Annotated in this window: 15 protein-coding genes; 9 read left to right on the top strand and 6 right to left on the bottom strand. The window is 71.3% G+C overall.

The genetic code is table 11. From position 1 onward, the window contains the following. Nucleotides 1-414: 414 nt before the first annotated feature. The 4 genes from ACFPQ9_RS09130 to ACFPQ9_RS09115 form a co-directional block, all read right to left on the bottom strand. Complete coding sequence (locus tag ACFPQ9_RS09130; RefSeq protein WP_380849500.1) at nucleotides 415-1422, bottom strand: MASE1 domain-containing protein; 1008 nt, start codon at nucleotides 1420-1422, stop codon at nucleotides 415-417. A 29-nt stretch (nucleotides 1423-1451) separates the two neighbouring features. Continuing rightward, on the bottom strand, nucleotides 1452-2315 hold the full coding sequence (locus tag ACFPQ9_RS09125) for a PP2C family protein-serine/threonine phosphatase (RefSeq protein WP_380849497.1): 864 nt from the start codon (nucleotides 2313-2315) through the stop codon (nucleotides 1452-1454). Between the two features lie 190 nt (nucleotides 2316-2505). Beyond that, nucleotides 2506-5472: a SpoIIE family protein phosphatase gene (locus ACFPQ9_RS09120; RefSeq protein WP_380849494.1), complete on the bottom strand. Its 2967-nt coding sequence runs from the start codon at nucleotides 5470-5472 to the stop codon at nucleotides 2506-2508. Nucleotides 5473-5625: 153 nt separating this feature from the next. Then, nucleotides 5626-6453, bottom strand: a complete 828-nt coding sequence (locus ACFPQ9_RS09115; protein WP_380850059.1) for an NAD(P)H-binding protein — start codon at nucleotides 6451-6453, stop codon at nucleotides 5626-5628. Between the two features lie 98 nt (nucleotides 6454-6551). Between ACFPQ9_RS09115 and ACFPQ9_RS09110 the strand changes: the two genes are divergently transcribed. Beyond that, nucleotides 6552-6968, top strand: a complete 417-nt coding sequence (locus ACFPQ9_RS09110; protein WP_380849491.1) for a winged helix-turn-helix transcriptional regulator — start codon at nucleotides 6552-6554, stop codon at nucleotides 6966-6968. A gap of 12 nt (nucleotides 6969-6980) precedes the next feature. Here ACFPQ9_RS09110 and ACFPQ9_RS09105 read toward each other — a convergent pair whose 3' ends face one another. Further along, nucleotides 6981-7463 (bottom strand): MarR family winged helix-turn-helix transcriptional regulator, encoded by a 483-nt coding sequence (locus tag ACFPQ9_RS09105; RefSeq protein WP_380849489.1) that lies wholly within the window; start codon nucleotides 7461-7463, stop codon nucleotides 6981-6983. Nucleotides 7464-7597: 134 nt separating this feature from the next. Between ACFPQ9_RS09105 and ACFPQ9_RS09100 the strand changes: the two genes are divergently transcribed. The 8 genes from ACFPQ9_RS09100 to ACFPQ9_RS09065 all read left to right on the top strand — a co-directional run bounded on the left by ACFPQ9_RS09100 (nucleotide 7598) and on the right by ACFPQ9_RS09065 (nucleotide 17617). After that, complete coding sequence (locus tag ACFPQ9_RS09100) at nucleotides 7598-8026, top strand: HGxxPAAW family protein (protein ID WP_380849486.1); 429 nt, start codon at nucleotides 7598-7600, stop codon at nucleotides 8024-8026. A 39-nt stretch (nucleotides 8027-8065) separates the two neighbouring features. Then, nucleotides 8066-8944, top strand: a complete 879-nt coding sequence (locus tag ACFPQ9_RS09095; protein WP_380849483.1) for a DUF2797 domain-containing protein — start codon at nucleotides 8066-8068, stop codon at nucleotides 8942-8944. 156 nt (nucleotides 8945-9100) lie between these two features. Further along, complete coding sequence (locus tag ACFPQ9_RS09090) at nucleotides 9101-9841, top strand: response regulator transcription factor (protein ID WP_041821748.1); 741 nt, start codon at nucleotides 9101-9103, stop codon at nucleotides 9839-9841. Next, a complete protein-coding gene (locus ACFPQ9_RS09085) occupies nucleotides 9838-11445 on the top strand; it encodes a sensor histidine kinase (protein WP_380849479.1) in 1608 nt (535 codons plus the stop codon). Before ACFPQ9_RS09090 ends, ACFPQ9_RS09085 begins: the two co-directional genes overlap by 4 nt. 14 nt (nucleotides 11446-11459) lie before the next feature. Continuing rightward, nucleotides 11460-12809 (top strand): bifunctional glycosyltransferase family 2/GtrA family protein, encoded by a 1350-nt coding sequence (locus ACFPQ9_RS09080; RefSeq protein WP_380849476.1) that lies wholly within the window; start codon nucleotides 11460-11462, stop codon nucleotides 12807-12809. Then, the gene (locus tag ACFPQ9_RS09075) at nucleotides 12806-15037 is read left to right on the top strand and encodes an ArnT family glycosyltransferase (protein ID WP_380849473.1); all 2232 of its coding nucleotides are present in this window, start codon (nucleotides 12806-12808) and stop codon (nucleotides 15035-15037) included. The genes ACFPQ9_RS09080 and ACFPQ9_RS09075 overlap by 4 nt, the downstream gene beginning before the upstream one ends. A gap of 101 nt (nucleotides 15038-15138) precedes the next feature. Then, nucleotides 15139-16644, top strand: coding sequence for an MFS transporter (locus ACFPQ9_RS09070; protein WP_380849470.1), 1506 nt, complete (start codon nucleotides 15139-15141; stop codon nucleotides 16642-16644). Between the two features lie 133 nt (nucleotides 16645-16777). Next, complete coding sequence (locus ACFPQ9_RS09065; RefSeq protein ID WP_380849467.1) at nucleotides 16778-17617, top strand: TetR/AcrR family transcriptional regulator; 840 nt, start codon at nucleotides 16778-16780, stop codon at nucleotides 17615-17617. Here the strand turns inward: ACFPQ9_RS09065 and ACFPQ9_RS09060 are convergent. Then, on the bottom strand, nucleotides 17614-18087 hold the full coding sequence (locus ACFPQ9_RS09060) for a PPOX class F420-dependent oxidoreductase (RefSeq protein ID WP_380849464.1): 474 nt from the start codon (nucleotides 18085-18087) through the stop codon (nucleotides 17614-17616). The two genes, ACFPQ9_RS09065 and ACFPQ9_RS09060, sit on opposite strands and share 4 nt — an antisense overlap. Nucleotides 18088-18108 lie beyond the last annotated feature (21 nt).

Raw genomic sequence — 18108 nt, 5'->3', positions numbered from 1 at the left:
CCCGGACGTGTCTCCGGGCCGCCCCCGGACAGGCCGGGGATGCAACCATTCCCTTCAGAGCTGGAACCCCCGGAAGCCGACCGCGCGCTTGCGACCCTAGCCACCGGCACTGACAACGGGCCCGCCGACGATCGACCGAGGGCCGCTTCGGCCGGGATACAGCGCAGGCAGCAGAGGGCCGACCTCGGGTCAACCGGCCGTGAACGCCCGTGAACGCCCTTCAACGTGGCTCAGCACCCTGCCAACACAGGTGCAAGCCATGGACATTGGAACGGGGCGAACCACTTCAGGACCGGAATACCAGTCCGCCGGACAGGTTCACGGAGACGCGACCCGGGCGGTCCGTACGGTGCTGCGCGCATCCTGAGTGACCGCCCCCGGCCTCCAACCCCCGCCCCCGACCGCTCCCGTCGGCTACTTGCCGTCCTTGTCGTCCTCCATCCGTAGGGCCGGATGGTGGTTCAGGGGCTGGTCCGGGACCAGGCGGGACAGGGCCTCCGTGAGGCGTTCGCAGGCTTCTCTCAGGGCGCGGACCGTGTGGTTGCGTTCGGCGATGGTGGCGGAGAGGAGGAGAGAGGTCAGGGCCACGGTGCCGTTGAAGGCCTGGAGGATGACCATCTTGGCCAGGAGGTCCTGGCCGGAGAACGGGCCCACTCCCTCCGCGCCGGCGGTGATCGCGACCACCGACGTGATCAGCGCGCAGGGCGCGGCGCCCGGGAGTTGGAAGCGGAAGGCCGCCCAGAGAAGGAAGGGGACGGCGAGGAAGAGGAGGTTGAGGGAGCTGCGGGTGGCCACGACGGAGGCCACGGTCGTGCCGACCAGCAGGGCCGCCGCCTCGACCCAGCGCAGCACGGGGATGTCGTGCGGCCGGCGCAGGGCGCGCGCGGCCAGCAGCAGGGGCGCGATGACGAGGACGCCCATCGCGTCGCCCGTCCACCACACCGACCAGGTCGGCCAGAAGTCGTCGGCCGTGAGCGCCTCGGAGGCCACGAGGACCCCCGTGCCGATCGTCGCGCTGATCAGCATCCCGCCCAGGGCCCCGAGGAAGATCAGGGCCAGGGCGTCCTGGAGCCGGTCCAGAGCGGGGCGGAACCGCACTCGCCGCAGCATGAGGAAGGCGCAGACCGGGGCGATCGTGTTGCCGGCCACGATGGCGAGGACGGGCAGGATCGACGGTCCGAGCGTCACGTTCACCACGAACGCCCCGAGCGCGATGCCCGGCCACATGCGCAGGCCCCACATCAGCAGGGCGACCAGGGCGATGCCGGTCGGCGGCCAGAAGGGCGTGACCTGGCCCCGTACCAGCTGCTGCTCCAGGCCCAGTTTGGCGCTGCCGTAGTAGGCGGCCGTGACCAGGGTCAGGCGCAGGGCGTGGGCGGCGTAGTCGCGGAGCCGTGGGCTGTCCGTCTTCTGCGACGTCATGGGGGCGACCAGACCGTACATGCTGCCGCTCACCCTTCGCCGAAGTCGCCGAAGTCGCCGACACCGCCGGCATCACCGAAGTCGCCATAGCTCAGGACGAGGACCGCCGCGTCGTCGCTGTGGCCGGTCAGGTCCGCGACCTTGATCACCTCGGCGGCCAGGTCCTCCGGCTCGGCGCCGCAGCCGTCGCCGACCAGGTCGGCCACCCGCTTCAGGCCGTCGTCGATGGGATAGCCGGGGCCCTCCACCACGCCGTCGGTGAGCAGGACGAACGAGCCCGAGTCGGTCAGGCGCCGACGGGAGGAGGGGTAGTGCTCGCCGGCGTTGATGCCGAGCGGCAGTCCGCCGTCGTTCAGGACGATCTCGCAGCGGCCGCCGGTCGTGGCCCAGACCGCCGGGACGTGCCCGGCGCGGGCGTCGCGCAGCTCCCTGGTGGCCGGGTCGAAACGCAGGAATGTGCAGGTCACGAAGAGTTCCGAGGCCATCGCGACGAGCAGGTCGTTGGTGTGCCCGAGTACCTCGGCCGGGTCCGTGGTGGCGGTGGCGACGGCGCGTAGGCAGGTGCGCACCTGGCCCATCAACGCCGCCGCCTCGACGTCATGGCCCTGGACGTCCCCGATCGCGAAGCCCACCGAGCCGTCCGGCATGCGGAAGCCGTCGAACCAGTCGCCGCCGATGTCCAGACCCACCCGCGCGGGCGTGTACCGGCCCGCCGCCCGCAGGCACGGCACGGTCGGCAGCTCGGCGGTGAGGACCTGCCGCTGGAGCGCGGCGGCGAGCTCGACGCGTGCCTGGTGGAGCTTGATCTGGTCCAGTATCCGGCCGGTGAGATCCCCGAGCTCCTGGAGCAGCTCTCTGGTGGCACCGGCCGAATCGGTGCGGCGGTGGGCCATGGCATCACACCCCGGGTTCCCTGCGGAGCGCTCTATGCGGCGATACGTCGCATATGTGGCGCTTTCACGGTACCCCGCGGCGACGGGCGGGTCCTCCCTGGCTGCCGGACCGATTGAGGCCTCCCGGACCGATTGAGGCCTGCCGGACCGATTGAGGCCTGCCGGACCGATTGAGGCCTGCCGGACCGATTCAGTCCTGGTCGCCGAACGCGAGCGCGTCCAGGTCCCCGTCGAAGTCCTCCCCCAGCCCCGGCAGGCCCAGGAACATCCGCTCCAGCGGGTCGGGCGCCGGCTCCCGCGGTCCGTCCCGTACGGCGTCCGGCGCCGTCTGGAGGGTCTGTTCCGTCCAGATGCACTTGCCGGTCGGTGTGTACCGGGTCCCCCAGCGCTGCGACAGCGCGGTGATCAGCTGGAGCCCCCGGCCCCCCTCGTCCGTCTCCGTCGCCCGGCGTATGCGCGGCATCGTCAGGCTGCCGTCGAAGACCTCGCAGATCAGGGTGGCACCGTGCAGGAGCCGTAGCCGCAGCGGGCCCTTGGCGTGGCGGATGACGTTGCCGACGAGCTCGCTCGCCAGCAGCTCGGTGGTGGGGGTGAGGGACTCCAGGTCCCAGACCGATAGCTGCTTGCGGATCAGGGCGCGGGCCTGGCCCGCCGCCCTCGGGTCCTTGGGGAGCGGCCAGGAGGCCATGCGGGAGTCGGGCAGCGCGTGCAGCCGGGCCAGGAGCAGGGCCGCGTCGTCGGCCGTCTGCTGGCCGGCGGGCAGCAGGGTCGAGGTGACCCGCTCGCACAGCCGCTCCAGGTCGGTCACCGTGCCGTCCGCTTGGGCGGTGCGCAGCACCTCGGCCAGGGCCGCCATGCCCTCGTCCATCTCCCGCCTGGACGACTCGACCAGACCGTCGGTGTACAGCGCCAGCACGCTGCCCTCGGGGACCTGGACCTCCGTCGTCTCGAAGGGGGGCTCGGCCGCGCCCAGGGGCGGGTCGGCCGACAGGATCGGGAAGACGACCGTGCCGTCGGGATGGAGGAGGGCCGGCGGCGGGTGGCCCGCCCTCGCCATGGAGCAGACCCGGGTCGTGGAGTCGTACAACGCGTACAGACACGTCACGTACGACTCCTCGCCGAGGGCGCCGACGATGTCGTTGAGCCGGCTCATGATCTCGTCGGGCGGCAGTTCGAGGTCGGCCAGGGTGTGCACGGCCGTGCGCAGCCGGCCCATGGTCGCCGCCTCCGGCAGGCCGTGGCCCATCACGTCGCCGACGACCAGGGCGACCTGGCCGCCGGACAGCGGGATGATGTCGTACCAGTCGCCGCCCACGTCCATGCCCTGGCCGGCCGGCAGATAGCGGGCGGCGGCGTCGCACGCGGGCAGGGCGGGCAGGTCCCGGGGGAGCAGGCTGCGCTGGAGTTCGCGGGACCGGGTGTGCTCGGCGTCGAAGAGGCGGGCCCGCTCCAGGGCCTGGGCGACCAGGGCGCTGGTCGCGGTGAGCAGGGTGCGCTCCTCGTCGGTGAGGTGGCGCGGGTGGTCGAAGGTGATCGCGCAGATGCCGAAGGTGTGGCCGGAGGCCGTCAGTGGGAGCAGCGCCCAGGACTGCTTGCCGGCGCGGGCGGGCAGGTCGGCCAGCTCGGGGTAGTGGGCGGAGAATTCGTGGGGGGTGGACAGGAACAGGGGGGTGCCGGCGAGGATCGCGTCCCACAGCGGGCTGGTCTGCGTACGTGCGCGGCCGTCGAGCACGGCGAGGACGTCGTCCGGGTAGCCGACGGAGCCGACGGTGTGCAGCCGGTCGCCCTCCACGGTCTGTACGACCAGACCGGACGCCTCGAACGGCGGGAGCACGCCGCGGGCGACCGCCTCCACCACGTCCGTCGACGTCGTCGCCTTGGCGAGGGCCGCCGTCAGCTCCCCTATCCGGGCCGCGCGCTCGGTGGCGGCCCGCTCGGCCGACCGGCGCTCCTCTTCCAGCCGCCGTCTCTCGGTGACGTCGGTGAAGTAGATGGTGCGGCCGTCGGGGCCGGGCACCAGCCGCAGATGGCACAGGCGCCCGTTCGGCAGCCGTACGTCGAAGCTCACCGACTTCTCCGCGGCGGCGGCCTGCCGGCAGCGGATCTCCAGACCGGGCACCTGCTCGGCGGCGGGCAGGTCCCACAGCAGACAGCCGAACAGCTCCTCCTCGGAGAAGCCCAGGGTGCGTTCGGCCGCCAGGTTGGCGAAGGTGATGCGCCAGTCGTCGTCCATCGCCAGGAAGCCGTCGCTCATATGGCGCAGGGCGCGGCTGAGGGCGTCACGGGCCGAACGCGGCTCATTGCTGTCCCAGCCCACCCCTATCATCCGGTGGGGTTCGCCCTGTTCGTCGTACGTCGGTCTGGCGCGGGCCTGCGTCCAGCCCCAGGTGCCGTCCAGTTTGCGCACCCGGTACTCGGCCTCGAAGACACCGCCGGTGCGGATCGCGCGGTCCGCCGCGGCCAGCGTCGGCGGCAGGTCGTCGGGGTGCACGCACCGCATCCAGTTCTCGACCTTGCCGGTGTAGTCCCGCGGCAGGGTGCCGTACAGCTCCAGGGCGGCCTCGTCCCAGATCAGTTCGCCGGTACGGATGTTCCAGTCCCAGGAGCCGACGCTGACCTCCTTCAGGGCCTGGCGCAGCCGCTCGCCGTTGTGCTCGGGCTGCTGGGCGGGCCGCACGGGACCGGTCGGCGGGGGCGCCTGGCCCATCCGGTCCTCGGTCCAGGAGACGACGGCGCGCAGGAACTCCCAGTGGTCGGGGCCGGGTTCGCCGGGGTCGCCCATCAGGACGCTGAGGGCGCCGGTGCCGCGGTTGCCGCTGTACAGCGGCAGGGCGGCGAGGCCGGTGCCGGGCCAGGCGGCGTCCGGGGAGTCGGCCGCGCCGGCCGGGCTCAGCGGGATCCAGACGCCGTTGCCCTCGCGCAGCGCACGGGCCGGGGCCAGGGGGCCCTCCTGGCCGACGATCTCCCAGGAACGGGTGAGGGCGGGCGGGAGTCCGGTGGTCGACACCAGGCGCAGCGCGGACATCGGGCCCCGTAAGTGGATCATGCCGCCCAGCGCGCCCAGTTCGCCCACCGAGTGCTGGAGGGCCAGCCGGAACACCTCGCTTTCCGCGACACCGGGGGTCACGGTGCTGAGCAGTGCCAGCCGAGCGTTCATGTCGCGGACTTTACCGTTCCGGCCTCGGACGAACCCACGCTTCGCAAGATCCTCACGGGTGCCGCGAAGTGCACTGAAAGACAGTCAACAGCCGGAGACATAAGTGGAGTTGGAGGTTCATGGAGCGCGCCGCGCGGGAGCCTCGGGCGGTGGCTACTTGAAGGCGCCGGCATTCCGTTCCGTCCAGTCCGCGAAGGAACGGGGCGGTCGACCGAGGACGTGTTCCACGGTCGGGCTCACCCGCCGCAGCGCCGCCGGTGGAGTGCCCAGCATGTCGAGGGTGCTCTCGACGACCGGCTCGGGCATGGCGTGCAGCATGTGTGCGCGGGCCTCGGCGCGGGTCAGTTCGACGAACCGGACCGGCTCTCCCAGGGCCGCCCCGATCGCGGCGGTCTGCTGCCGGGGTGAGACGGGCGCCGGGCCGGTCAGGTCGTACACCTCGCCGGCGTGGCCGGGTGCGCGCAGGGCTGCTGCGGCGACCTCCGCGATGTCGGCCGGGTCGACGCTGGGCAGGGCGGTGTCGCCGAAGGGGGCGGCGACCTCTCGTCGTGTGCGGACCATGTCGGCCCACTGGAGGGCGTTCGAGTGGAAGGCGCCGGGCCGCAGCATCGTCCACTCCAGGCCGGACGCCTTGACGGCGTCCTCCAGCACCGAGGGGTGGTCGCCCGTGCCGACGCCCTGGGACGACAGCAGGACCGCACGCCGGACGCCCGACGCCCGTGCGGCATCCAGGACCGCGCCGAGGTCGCCGTCGGCCGCCATGAAGTCGCCGGAGGTCAGCAGGAACAGGGCCTCGGCTCCGTCGAGCACGGGCTTCAGGCGCTCGGGTTCGGTGAGGTCGGCCTGGTGATGGGGGACGCCCGTCGGTACGCCGTCCGCGGAGATCCGGCGGGAGACCGCCGTCACCCGCTCGCCCGCCTCCACCAGCGCCCGCACAAGTGGCCGTCCCACATTGCCCGTTGCTCCGGTCACCACGATCATCATCGGTCTCCGTTTCCGAGTTCGGATCTCGTACGGCGACGCTACTGTTGCGGGGGTAGTAGGTACCTAGAGGAAAGTATTGGCGGACGGGGGTAGTTGTGACCGAGGACACAGAGGCTCGGGCTCCGCGAGGTGCCGATCCGGCGAACGCCTGCCCGATCGCGCCCGTCGTCGACATCGTCTTCAGCCGCTGGACCACCCCGATCCTGTGGGCGCTCCATGAGTACGGCCGTCAGCGCTTCGTCGAACTGGAGCGCCGCATCGGCACGATCACACCGAAGGTGCTGACCCAGCGACTGCGGCAACTGGAGCGCGACGGGCTCGTCGTGCGCACCTATCACGCCGAGGTTCCGCCGCGCGTCGAGTACGAGATCAGCGAACTGGGGCGCAGCCTCGCGCCGTTGTTCGCCGCGCTGTCGCGTTGGTCCGTACATCTGGACGCGGTCGAGCAGGCCAGGGAGGCTTACGACGCGCGGGAGGAGCGGCGGGGGCCGGGGGCCGTCCGGACCCGCTGACCGGGGCCGGGCTCAGCCCTTGTCCTTTTCGCGCATCTCGTCGACGTAGGCCTGCGCGAGCCCCGTCGTCCGGGTGAACCAGTCCGTGAGTACGGCGATCTCGTCGGCGGAGTAGCTCGCGAAGAGTTCGTTGAGGCGGGCGTAGTAGGGGCCGTAGAGGGCCTCGGCCCGGGCGACCGCGGACGGTACGGCGGCCACCCGGACCCGGCGCCGGTCGGCCGGATCGGGGCGGCGGGTGACGTAGCCGGCCCGTTCCAGACGGTTGAGGATGCCGGTCACCGCGCCGGTGGTGACATGGGCGTGTTCCGCGAGGTCGCCGGCCGTGAGCAGGTCGTCGCCCGCCTTCAGCACGCAGGCGAAACAGAGCAGGTCGGTGATGTTCAGGCCCAGCCGCTGGGCCATCTCCTGCTGGCCGAGCAGGTGGGCGGCGATGAGTGAGTCCATCGCCTCCAGTGCCTGGGCCGGGGTGGCGGTGGGGCGCGGCGTGGCGTGCATCTTCCTTATTACCTTAGCTCGTGAGAGATTAACTATCTAAACTTCTTACGACGTGAGAGATTCCGGTCCCTCACGGACGTGGGGTGATTTCCGCTGCCCTGCCGCGGGACGAGAAACGAGAGGGAGGCAGTCACGTGAGCCAGTATGACGAGGGGCACACGGTCGCGGGATGGACCGGAACCGGCATCGCGACCGTCGGATCCGCCGTGCTGGGTGCGGGGATGTGCGTGGTCTCGGCCGCGCTGATCGTGGGCGGGCTCGGGATCCTGGCGGCGAGCGTCCTCGTCACCTGGGCCCTGCATCTGTCCGGCTGGGGCAAGCCCTCGGGCCCGCGGCCCCGCGGACAGTGGCCCATGGGGGTGCGCGACCGGACCGTGCGGGACGGGCATCCGGACTGCTGGGGCTGCCGGCTCGCGGGGCGCGGCCGGCCCAAGACCGCGGCGGGGCCCCAGGTACTGCCCGAAAGGGTGTCCGAGGCAGTGCCCGAGGGGGTGTCCGAGGTGGTCGCCGTGGCCGGCGAGGCCGAGCCCGCTGTCGCCGAGGCCGGTCCGGCCGGTCGCTGAACGGGCGTTGTCAGTGGCGGCCTCTAGGCTCGAAGAGCGATGGCACAGGCATGGAGATGCAAGGGGCTGCGCTGGTCGGGCGACGGCCCCGAGCTGGCATGGGACGGCGGTCGGCGCTCGGCGCTGACCTGGGGGAAACGGGTGGCCTTCGGGGTCGCGGACGGGGGTGTGCGGACATGCGTGGGAGCACGGGGGCATACGTGTCCGGTGCGGGCGGCCGTGTCGGGGCGCAGCACGGGGGCGCGCTGCGAGGAGTGTGCGCGGCTGGACCGGGCGCACTCGGTGGCCGCCGACACGATCGCCGACGATCCACGGCCGTACCACGTATATCTGGCCTGGTTCGGCCCCGGGATGACCAAGGTCGGCATCACCGCCCTTGAGCGCGGCTCGGCGCGGCTGCTTGAGCAGGGGGCGGTCTGCTTCAGCTGGCTGGGTGCCGGCCCGCTGATGGCGGCACGGCGCACTGAGGAACTGCTGCGGGCGGCGCTGCGGGTGCCGGACCGGATTCCGTACGCCGACAAGCGGGCGGTGCGCTCCGCGCTGCCGGCGTCGGCGGCGGAGCGCGCGGTGGAGGTCGAGGACCTGCACGCCCGGGCCGTGGCGCTCCCCGCCTGGCCGGAGTCACTCGTCCGCGAGCCCTGCCAACCCGTCGACCACACCACGGTGTTCGGGCTCACGGACCTCCCGGCCGCCGTAGGTGAGGTGACCGAGCTCGTCGCGGGCGGGGCGGTGAGCGGACGGCTGGTCGCGGCGGCCGGGCCGGATCTGCACATCGAGACGGGCGGTGGAGTGGTGGTCGTCGACACACGGCTGATGACGGGCTGGGAACTGCTGCCGACCGGCGGGGACGGGGAACCGACCGTGCCGGTGAGGGGGTTCAGGGAGCGGGAGGTGACTGTGCAGGACGGGTTGTTCTGAGCGGGGGCGGGGGCAGGGACGGGTGCGAGGTGGGGGCGGAAACCGCTCTCCTCCAAGATCTTCCCAGGGGTTGCCTGAGAACTTCCTGTGCGTTTCTCAGGAAAATCACAGGCAGCGGAAAGCGTGTTCTAAGAGGGCCCCGACAAGGTGTCCACCATGACCACGACCTCGCCCCAGGGGCGCACCGAACTGCTGAGGCCGGACGGGAGCCCCGTCCGAGTGCTTGTGGTGGACGACGAGTTGTCGATCACCGAGCTGCTGTCCATGGCCCTTCGTTATGAGGGCTGGCAGATCCGCAGCGCGGGTGACGGCACGGGTGCCGTCCAGACCGCGCGTGAGTTCCGGCCCGACGCCGTCGTCCTGGACATGATGCTCCCGGACATGGACGGCCTGACCGTCCTCGGGCGGCTGCGCCGCGAACTGCCGGACGTGCCGGTGCTGTTCCTGACGGCCAAGGACGCCGTCGAGGACCGTATCGCCGGGCTCACCGCGGGCGGGGACGACTACGTCACCAAGCCGTTCAGCCTGGAGGAGGTCGTCGCCCGGCTGCGCGGACTCATCCGGCGTTCGGGCGCCGCCGACCGCCGGTCCGACTCCGTGCTCGTCGTCGGGGACCTCACGCTCGACGAGGACAGCCACGAGGTGTCGCGGGCCGGGGACAACATCCATCTCACCGCCACCGAGTTCGAGCTGCTGCGCTTCCTCATGCGCAACCCGCGGCGCGTGCTCAGCAAGGCGCAGATACTCGACCGCGTGTGGTCGTACGACTTCGGCGGACAGGCCAATGTCGTGGAGCTGTACATCTCCTATCTGCGGCGGAAGATCGACGCCGGTCGGGAGCCCATGATTCACACCCGGCGCGGTGCCGGTTATCTGATCAAGCCCGCCGCGTCATGAGCGGACGACGACGGACGCGTGCGCAGCAGCGACGGGCGGGTCAGCCGCGTACCCTGCGGACGCGGCTCGTCGTCGTGTCCTTGGTGCTGATCGCCGTGGTCGCCGCCGTGATCGGGACGGTGACCACGCTCGCTCTGCGGTCCCATCTGTACGGCCAGTTGGACGACCGGCTGCGCGAGGTCAGCGGACGGGCCGCGGGCGTCGCGCCTCCCGGCGCCGAACCCGACAAGAAGGACGCGGGCGACAAGCGCGCCCCGGCCTTCACCCTCGATCAGCTGGTGATGAAGGGGCCCAACTCCAAGAACCTGGTCGCCGCCAAGGTGCAGGGCGGCGTCATCACCGAGGCCAAGGTCAGCAAGGAGGACGACGACGCCGCCGACTTCAGCGGTCTGGTCCCCGTCGGCCTCACCGAGGACCAGATCGGCGTGCTCAACTCCGTCTCCCAGGACGGTGCGGAGCACACCGTCGAGCTCCCGGGCCTCGGCAACTACCGGGTCACGTACCAAAGCGGCGACAACGGCAGCTACTACGTCGCGATCCCGACCACCGATGCCGACAAGACGCTGAGCACCCTCATCCTCATCGAGGCCAGCGTCACCGCCGCCGCCCTGGTGGCCGCGGGCATCGCCGGCACGGTGATCGTCGGCGTGGCCACCCGCCCCCTGCGCCGGGTCGCCTCCACCGCCACCCGGGTCTCCGAACTCCCCCTCCACACCGGAGAGGTGAACCTCAGCGAGCGCGTCCCCGAGTCCGAGTGCGACCCCCACACCGAAGTCGGCCAGGTGGGCGCCGCCCTCAACCGCATGCTCGACCACGTCCACGGCGCCCTGCACTCCCGCCAGCAGAGCGAGACGCGGGTACGGCAGTTCGTGGCCGACGCCAGCCATGAGCTCAGAACACCCCTCGCCTCCATCCGCGGGTACGCCGAACTGACCAGACGCGGCAGAGAAGACGTCGGCCCGGACACCAAACACGCCCTGGGCCGTATCGAGTCCGAGGCCGGGCGCATGACCCTCCTCGTCGAGGATCTGCTGCTGCTCGCCCGGCTGGACGCCGGACGTCCGCTCCAGTTCGAGCAGACCGACCTGATCCCGCTCGTCGTCGACACCATCAGCGACGCCCGCGCGGCCGGCATGGACCACACCTGGCGCCTGGACCTGCCCGACGAACCCGCGCTCGTGTCGGCGGACGCGGCCCGGCTGCAACAGGTCCTCGTCAACCTCCTCGGCAACGCCCGCAACCACACCCCGACCGGCACGACGGTCACAGCGCGTGTGCAACGACGGGGCCCGTGGCTGTGCGTGGACGTCGAGGACAACGGCCAGGGCATCCCGCCTGATCTGCTGCCGCACGTCTTCGAACGGTTCGCGCGCGGCGACTCCGCGCGCTCCCGTGCCACCGGCTCCACCGGCCTCGGCCTGGCCATCGTGCAGGCGGTGGCCACCGCGCACGGCGGTGCCGTGACCGTCGACAGCGTGCCCGGACGCACCGTCTTCACGGTGCATCTGCCCGCGCTCCCCGTGCCGCCGAGCGCCGAAATGAGCTGGCAACAGCACTCACAGGCACAGCACAGCGTCACCACATGGGTGGAACAGGGCGTCTGACGAAAGTCGGTTCCATGCGAACCGACTCTTCTCCCGGCACCCTGCCGGCGCGGGAGCACCTCCCGGCCGGAGACGCCGGTACGCCTGTCCTGGACGTAGTGATCCCCGTCTACAACGAGGAGAAGGACCTCCGGCCCTGTGTGCTGAGACTGCGTGATCACCTCAAGCGCACCTTCCCGTACGCATTCCGCATCACCATCGCGGACAACGCGTCGACGGACACCACCCCGCTGGTGTCACGGTGGCTGGAGGCGGAGCTCCCGGAGGTCAGGGCGTTCCGGCTGGAGCAGAAGGGCCGCGGCCGGGCGCTGCGGACCGTCTGGTCCACCTCGGAGGCCCCGATCCTCGCCTACATGGACGTGGACCTGTCCACCGACCTCAACGCCCTGCTGCCGCTGGTCGCGCCGCTGATCTCCGGTCACTCGGACCTGGCGATCGGCTCCCGGCTCAGCCGCAGTTCGCGCGTGGTGCGCGGCGCCAAACGGGAGTTCATCAGCCGGTCCTACAACCTCATCCTGCGCGGCTCCCTCCAGGCCCGCTTCTCCGACGCCCAGTGCGGCTTCAAGGCGATACGGCGCGATGTCGCGCAGGTGCTGCTGCCGCTGGTGGAGGACACGGGCTGGTTCTTCGACACCGAGATGCTGGTGCTCGCCGAGCGCGCGGGACTGCGGATCCACGAGGTTCCGGTGGACTGGGTCGACGACCCCGACTCAACGGTCCACATCGTGAGGACGGCGACCGACGACCTCAAGGGCGTGTGGCGGGTGGGCCGGGCCCTGGCGACCGGCTCGCTGCCGCTGGACCGGCTCACCCGCCCCTTCGGCGACGACCCGCGCGACCGCGAGATCAAGGACGTACCCAACGGCCTGGCCCGCCAGCTCGTCGGCTTCTGTGTCGTCGGCGGTCTGTCGACCCTCTTCTACCTCCTCCTCTACAGCGGCTTCCGCGTCTTCACCGGCTCGCAGATCGCCAACGCGCTCGCCCTGCTGGTCTCCGCGGTCGCCAACACGGCGGCCAACCGGCGCCTCACCTTCGGAGTGCGCGGCCGGGCCGGCGCCGTACGGCACCAGGCGCAGGGCCTGGTCGTGTTCGGTATCGGACTCGCCCTGACCAGCGGTTCGCTGGCCGCCCTGAACGCGGCCGGCAGCGACCCGGCGCACTCCACCGAACTCGCGGTCCTGATCGCCGCCAACCTCGCGGCGACGGTCCTGCGCTTCCTGCTCTTCCGGGCGTGGGTGTTCCCGGACCGCCGGGACGACACCGGCCCGGCGGCCGTCGCCTCACACCTCCCGGCCTGGCGGGACGCCACCCTGCGGCTGCAGCCGGTGCGCCCGCACGACACCGACTCAAGGGACTACCGATGAGCGTCAACTACGACCAGCAGACCCACGAGAGCTACGGCAGAGACGCGGGCCCCGCCACCTGGGGCCCACCCCCGGCCCCGGACGCCGGCGAACCCGAGCAGCCCTTCGTACGTCGGCTGTGGCACGGCCGACCCGAGGATCCCCGCTGGGCACGCCCCGCCTTCCTCGGCCTCCTCCTCGCCACCCTCCTCCTCTACCTCTACAACCTCAGTGCCTCCGGCTACGCCAACTCCTTCTACTCGGCGGCCGTCCAGGCCGGCAGCGAGTCCTGGAAGGCGTTCTTCTTCGGCTCGCTGGACGCGGCGAACGCCATCACCGTCGACAAGCCCCCGGCCTCCCTGTGGCCGATGGCCCTGTCGGTCCGCCTCTTCGGCCTCCACTCCTGGGCGATCCTGCTCCCCGAGGTCCTCATGGGCGTCGGCACGGTGGCCGTGGTGTACGCGGCCGTACGCCGTCGGTTCGGCCCGGCGGCCGGCCTGATCTCGGGCGCGGTGCTCGCGCTCACCCCCGTCGCGGCGCTGATGTTCCGGTTCAACAACCCGGACGCGATGCTGGCCCTGCTGATGGCCGTGGCCTGCTACTTCCTCATCCGCGCCCTGGAGGACGGCCGTACCAAGTGGCTGGTCTGGGCCGGAGTCGCGATCGGCTTCGCGTTCCTCGCCAAGACCCTCCAGGCCTTCCTGATCCTGCCGCCGCTCGCGATCGTGTACGCGGTCTGCGCGCCGGTGCCGGTGCGGAAGCGGATCGGCCAGCTGGCCGCGGGGCTCGCCGCGATCGTCGTGTCCGGTGGCTGGTGGGTCGCGATCGTCGAACTGTGGCCTGCCTCCTCCCGCCCCTACATCGGCGGCTCGCAGAACAACTCCTTCCTTGAACTGACCTTCGGCTACAACGGCCTCGGCCGCCTCAACGGCGACGAGACCGGCAGCGTCGGCGGTGGCGGCGGAGGCGGAAACGGCGGCGGCAACTGGGGCGAGACCGGGTGGGACCGGCTGTTCAGCTCCAGCATCGGCGGCCAGATCTCCTGGCTGATCCCGGCCGCGCTGATCCTGCTGGTCGCGGGATTGGTGGCCACACTCCCCCACGCTCGAACGACCTCGCGCGGGGGGACCCCCATGGCCCGCCGTACGTCGGTGACGCGCGGTTCGTTCCTGGTCTGGGGCGGCGCGCTGCTCACGACCATGCTGGTCTTCAGCTATATGCAGGGCATCTTCCACGAGTACTACACGGTGGCCCTCGCCCCGTACATCGCCCCGCTGATCGGCATGGGGGTGGCGCTGCTGTGGGAGAAGCGGGAGCAGACCTGGGCGTCCCTGACGCTCGCGGGTGCGATGACGGCCACGGCGGCCTGGGGGTACGTCCTGCTCAACCGCTCCTCCGACTACCTGCCGTGGCTGAAGTGGGTCGTGCTGGTCGGCGGTCTTGCCGCCGCGCTGGGCCTGATCTTCGCCTCGAAGCTGGGACGCCAACTGGCCCTGAGTGTCGTCGGGTTGGGGCTCGCCGCGGCGTTGGCCGGGCCGGCCGCGTACACCCTCACCACGGTGAACGAGGGCCACACCGGCTCGATCGTCACCGCGGGTCCCGCGGTCGCGGGCGGTCGTGGGGGCCCCGGCGGTGGCGGCGCTGGCGGCATGGGCGGCGGCCCCGGCGGGGGCGGCATGCCCGGCCAGAACCAGCAGGGCCAGCAGGGCCAGCAGGGCCAGGGTCAGCAGAACGGCAACGGCTTCCCCGGTGGCGGGATGCCGAACCAGCAGGGCCAGAACCAGCAGGGCCAGAACCAGCAGGGCGGCATGCCCGGTGGTGCTCAGAACGGCGACGGCGGTCGCATGGGCGGCGGTGGCGGCATGGGCGGTCTGCTCAACGGTGCCAGCGTCAGCGACGAGGCCAAGGAGCTGCTGGAGAAGAACGCGAGTCGGTACACCTGGGTGGCCGCGGCCGTCGGCGCGCAGAACGCCGCGAGCTACCAGCTCTCCACCGGCGACCCGGTCATGGCGATCGGCGGCTTCAACGGCAGCGATCCGTCCCCGACCCTGGCCGAGTTCAAGAAGTACGTGGAGGACGGCAGGATCCACTACTTCATCGCCGGCGGCAACGGCGGCGGTGGTGGCATGGGCGGCAGCAGCGACGGCACCTCCTCGCAGATCAGCTCCTGGGTCCAGGAGAACTTCGAGTCGGTGACCGTCGACGGCAGCACCTTCTACGACTTGACGCAGCCGAAGAGCGACAGCTGACGGTCCCTGCGACAAGGGGCGGTGGCCCGGCCCACCGCCCCTTTCCCATGCCTCCGAATGTGCGTTGTACGCCGTATAGGGATTGCTCTACGGTGTATACCATGACGACATCCCCCCAGGAACAGGCCCCGGCCCCGCCGCGGCCCGAGGCTCCGGGCGGCCACCCGCAGCGCTGGCTGATCCTCGGTGTCCTCTGCCTCGCGGTGCTCACCGTGGTCCTCGACAACACCGTCCTGAACGTGGCCATCCCCTCGCTCACCCGTGAACTGGGCGCGGCCACCTCCGACATCCAGTGGATGATCAACGCCTACTCGCTGGTGCAGTCAGGTCTGCTGCTCACGGCCGGCAGCGCCGCCGACCGCTACGGCCGCAAGAAGATGCTGGCTGTGGGCCTGGCGCTGTTCGGCGTGGGCTCGCTGGTGGCCGGTCTCGCCGACTCCACGGGCCAGTTGATCGCGGCGCGTGCCGGGATGGGCGTCGGCGGCGCACTGCTGATGACCACCGTGCTGGCCGTGGCGATCCAGATCTTCACGCCGGAGGAGCAGCCGAAGGCGATCGGCATCTGGGCCGCGGTGAACTCGCTGGGCTTCGCGGCCGGACCGCTGCTCGGCGGCTTCATGCTGAACCACTTCTGGTGGGGCGCGATCTTCCTGATCAACATTCCGGTGGCGGTGCTCGCCCTGGTGGCCGTCGTGGCGCTCGTCCCCGAGTCGAAGAATCCGCAGGGCGACCGCCCCGACCTGCTGGGCGCCGTGCTCTCCACGATCGGCATGGCCGCCCTGGTGTACGCGATCATCTCCGGTCCCGAGCACGGCTGGACGTCGGGCCGGGTCCTGCTGACGGCGGCGGTGGCCGTCGTCGTGCTGGCCGCCTTCGCGTACTGGGAGAGCCGGATCCCGTACCCCATGATCGATATGCACTTCTTCCGGAACCGGCGGTTCATGGGCGCGGTCTCGGGCGGTGTCCTCATCACCTTCGGCATGGGCGGGTCGCTCTTCCTGCTCACCCAGCACATGCAGTTCGTGCTCGGCTACGAGCCGCTGGAGGCCGGGCTGCGGACCGCTCCGCTCGCCCTGATGATCGTGGCGCTGAACTTCACCGGCCTGGCGGCGAAGTGGGCGGCCCGGCTGGGCACCCCGCTCGCCATCGGGCTCGGCATGGCGGTGATGGCGGCGGGCCTGGCCTCCATCGCCACGATGGCCTCCGGTGGTTACGCCGGGACGCTGCTGGGGCTGGTGCTCATCGGCGCCGGGGCGGCGGTGGCGAGTCCGGCGATGTCACACGCGATCATGAGTGCGATTCCGCCGGAGAAGGCCGGAGTCGGCGGGGGGATCAACGGAACGGTGGCGGAGTTCGGCACCGGGCTGGGGGTCGCCGTGCTGGGGGCGTTGCTCAACTCGCGGTTCGCGGCGTTGATTTCCGTGGCGGCGACGTCGCTGCCAGCGGCGTTGTCCTTGGCGGACGGCGAGGCGGAGAAGGGACGGATCCTGGACGCGTTCTCCTCCGGGCTTGAGACCAGTTTGCTGGTGGGGGCGTTGGCTGTGCTGTTGGGGGGATTGGTCGCGGGAGCTTTGCTGCGGCGGGCTGAAAGGGGAGATTCCGCCTGAAAGCTCGGGGCATACCGTTGTCGGGCGACTGCGGGCCGTAGTGGCTGGTCGCGCCCACGCGGCGGAGCCGCATATTGATACAGCCCCGCGCCCCTTCGGGGCGCAGCCGATTGCATGTCTAGGAAGGTGCGCCATGGCCAGGGCAGCCCGGGAGTCCGCGCGGACCAGTGTCTGGCTGGAGGGCAAGGAGCGTCGAGGTGGGCGCGGGGGCAGTCAGCCCTCCGGGCTCGACCGGGACCGGATCACCGAGGCGACGGTACGGCTGCTGGACGCCGAGGGGCTGGCCAAGTTCTCCATGCGGCGGCTGGCGGCCGAGCTGAACGTGACCGCGATGTCCGTCTACTGGTACGTCGACACCAAGGACGACCTCCTCGAACTCGCCCTGGACGCCGCCTTCGGTGAGCTCACCCTGCCCGACCCGGAGACCGACGAGGACTGGCGCGACCAACTGCGCGCGCTGGCCCGGGAGTACCGTGGCCTGCTGGTTCGGCACCCGTGGCTGTCGCCGCTGATCGGCACCTACGTCAACATCGGCCCGAACAGCCTGGCCTTCTCCCGCCACGTCCAGCGGATCATCCGCAGGACCGGCCTGCCCGCGCACGGCCTGGTCGCCGCCATTTCCGCGGTCTTCCAGTTCGTGTACGGCTTCGGCACGATCGAGGGCCACTTCATCGCCCGCAGCACGGCCTTCGGCATGACGCCGGACGACTACTTCCACCACGCCATGAGCACGGTGACCCGCTCCCCCGAGGCCGCCGAGGTCGTCCAGGACTCCGCGGAACTCATGGAGGCCAGGGGCGGCGACACGGTCGAGGAAATGTGGGAACGCGACTTCGAGTTCGCCCTGGACCTCTTGGTGGCGGGCATCGAAGCGATGGTGGCGCGAAGCGCACCGTCAGGGGCGCGGGGAACTGCGCGACCAGCCACCACGGAGCAGCATCCGCATGACGACCCGCGCCCCCCGAGCGCCTAGGCGTCGCCCTCGACCAACCGCGCGGGAAAGCCCCCGGTGGCCACCGGCCCCCACTTCTCCGGTGTCACCCGAATGATCGACTTGCCCTGCTTCAGCATCGCCGACCGGTACTCGTCCCAGTCCGGGTGCTCACCGGCGATGTTCCGGTAGTACTCGACGAGCGGTTCCACGGAATCCGGCGAGTCGATGACCTCGGCGGACCCGTCGACCTGCACCCAGGGCCCGTTCCACTCGTCGCTGAGGACGAGGACGCTGACCCGCTGGTCCCGCTTGGCGTTGCGTGTCTTGGCCCGCTCGGGATACGTGGACATCACGATCCGCCCGGAGTCGTCGACCCCGCAGGTCAACGGCGAGGCCTGCGGGCCGCCGTCGGTCCGCCGGGTCAGCAGGACGGCGCGATGACGGGGCCGTACGAAGTCGAGCAACTCTTCGAGCGAGACGCGGGTGTTGGTCGCGATGTTCGGTGCCATGGAACGCAGCCTAGGGGCCGA

It is taken from the genome of Streptomyces coerulescens (assembly GCF_042657965.1).
Taxonomy (GTDB): Bacteria; Actinomycetota; Actinomycetes; order Streptomycetales; family Streptomycetaceae; genus Streptomyces; species Streptomyces coerulescens.
The sequence above is the reverse complement of the archived record's forward strand: the minus strand, read 5'-3'. Positions and strand labels throughout refer to the sequence as shown.

Excerpts from the sequence above, each read along its gene's own strand:
- ACFPQ9_RS09130 (WP_380849500.1), bottom strand. The coding sequence starts at position 1,422 with ATGACGTCGCAGAAGACGGACAGCCCACGGCTCCGCGACTACGCCGCC.
- ACFPQ9_RS09125 (WP_380849497.1), bottom strand. The coding sequence starts at position 2,315 with ATGGCCCACCGCCGCACCGATTCGGCCGGTGCCACCAGAGAGCTGCTC.
- ACFPQ9_RS09120 (WP_380849494.1), bottom strand. The coding sequence starts at position 5,472 with ATGAACGCTCGGCTGGCACTGCTCAGCACCGTGACCCCCGGTGTCGCG.
- ACFPQ9_RS09115 (WP_380850059.1), bottom strand. The coding sequence starts at position 6,453 with ATGATCGTGGTGACCGGAGCAACGGGCAATGTGGGACGGCCACTTGTG.
- ACFPQ9_RS09105 (WP_380849489.1), bottom strand. The coding sequence starts at position 7,463 with ATGCACGCCACGCCGCGCCCCACCGCCACCCCGGCCCAGGCACTGGAG.
- ACFPQ9_RS09095 (WP_380849483.1), top strand. The coding sequence starts at position 8,066 with ATGGCACAGGCATGGAGATGCAAGGGGCTGCGCTGGTCGGGCGACGGC.
- ACFPQ9_RS09090 (WP_041821748.1), top strand. The coding sequence starts at position 9,101 with ATGACCACGACCTCGCCCCAGGGGCGCACCGAACTGCTGAGGCCGGAC.
- ACFPQ9_RS09085 (WP_380849479.1), top strand. The coding sequence starts at position 9,838 with ATGAGCGGACGACGACGGACGCGTGCGCAGCAGCGACGGGCGGGTCAG.
- ACFPQ9_RS09080 (WP_380849476.1), top strand. The coding sequence starts at position 11,460 with ATGCGAACCGACTCTTCTCCCGGCACCCTGCCGGCGCGGGAGCACCTC.
- ACFPQ9_RS09075 (WP_380849473.1), top strand. The coding sequence starts at position 12,806 with ATGAGCGTCAACTACGACCAGCAGACCCACGAGAGCTACGGCAGAGAC.
- ACFPQ9_RS09070 (WP_380849470.1), top strand. The coding sequence starts at position 15,139 with ATGACGACATCCCCCCAGGAACAGGCCCCGGCCCCGCCGCGGCCCGAG.
- ACFPQ9_RS09065 (WP_380849467.1), top strand. The coding sequence starts at position 16,778 with ATGGCCAGGGCAGCCCGGGAGTCCGCGCGGACCAGTGTCTGGCTGGAG.
- ACFPQ9_RS09060 (WP_380849464.1), bottom strand. The coding sequence starts at position 18,087 with ATGGCACCGAACATCGCGACCAACACCCGCGTCTCGCTCGAAGAGTTG.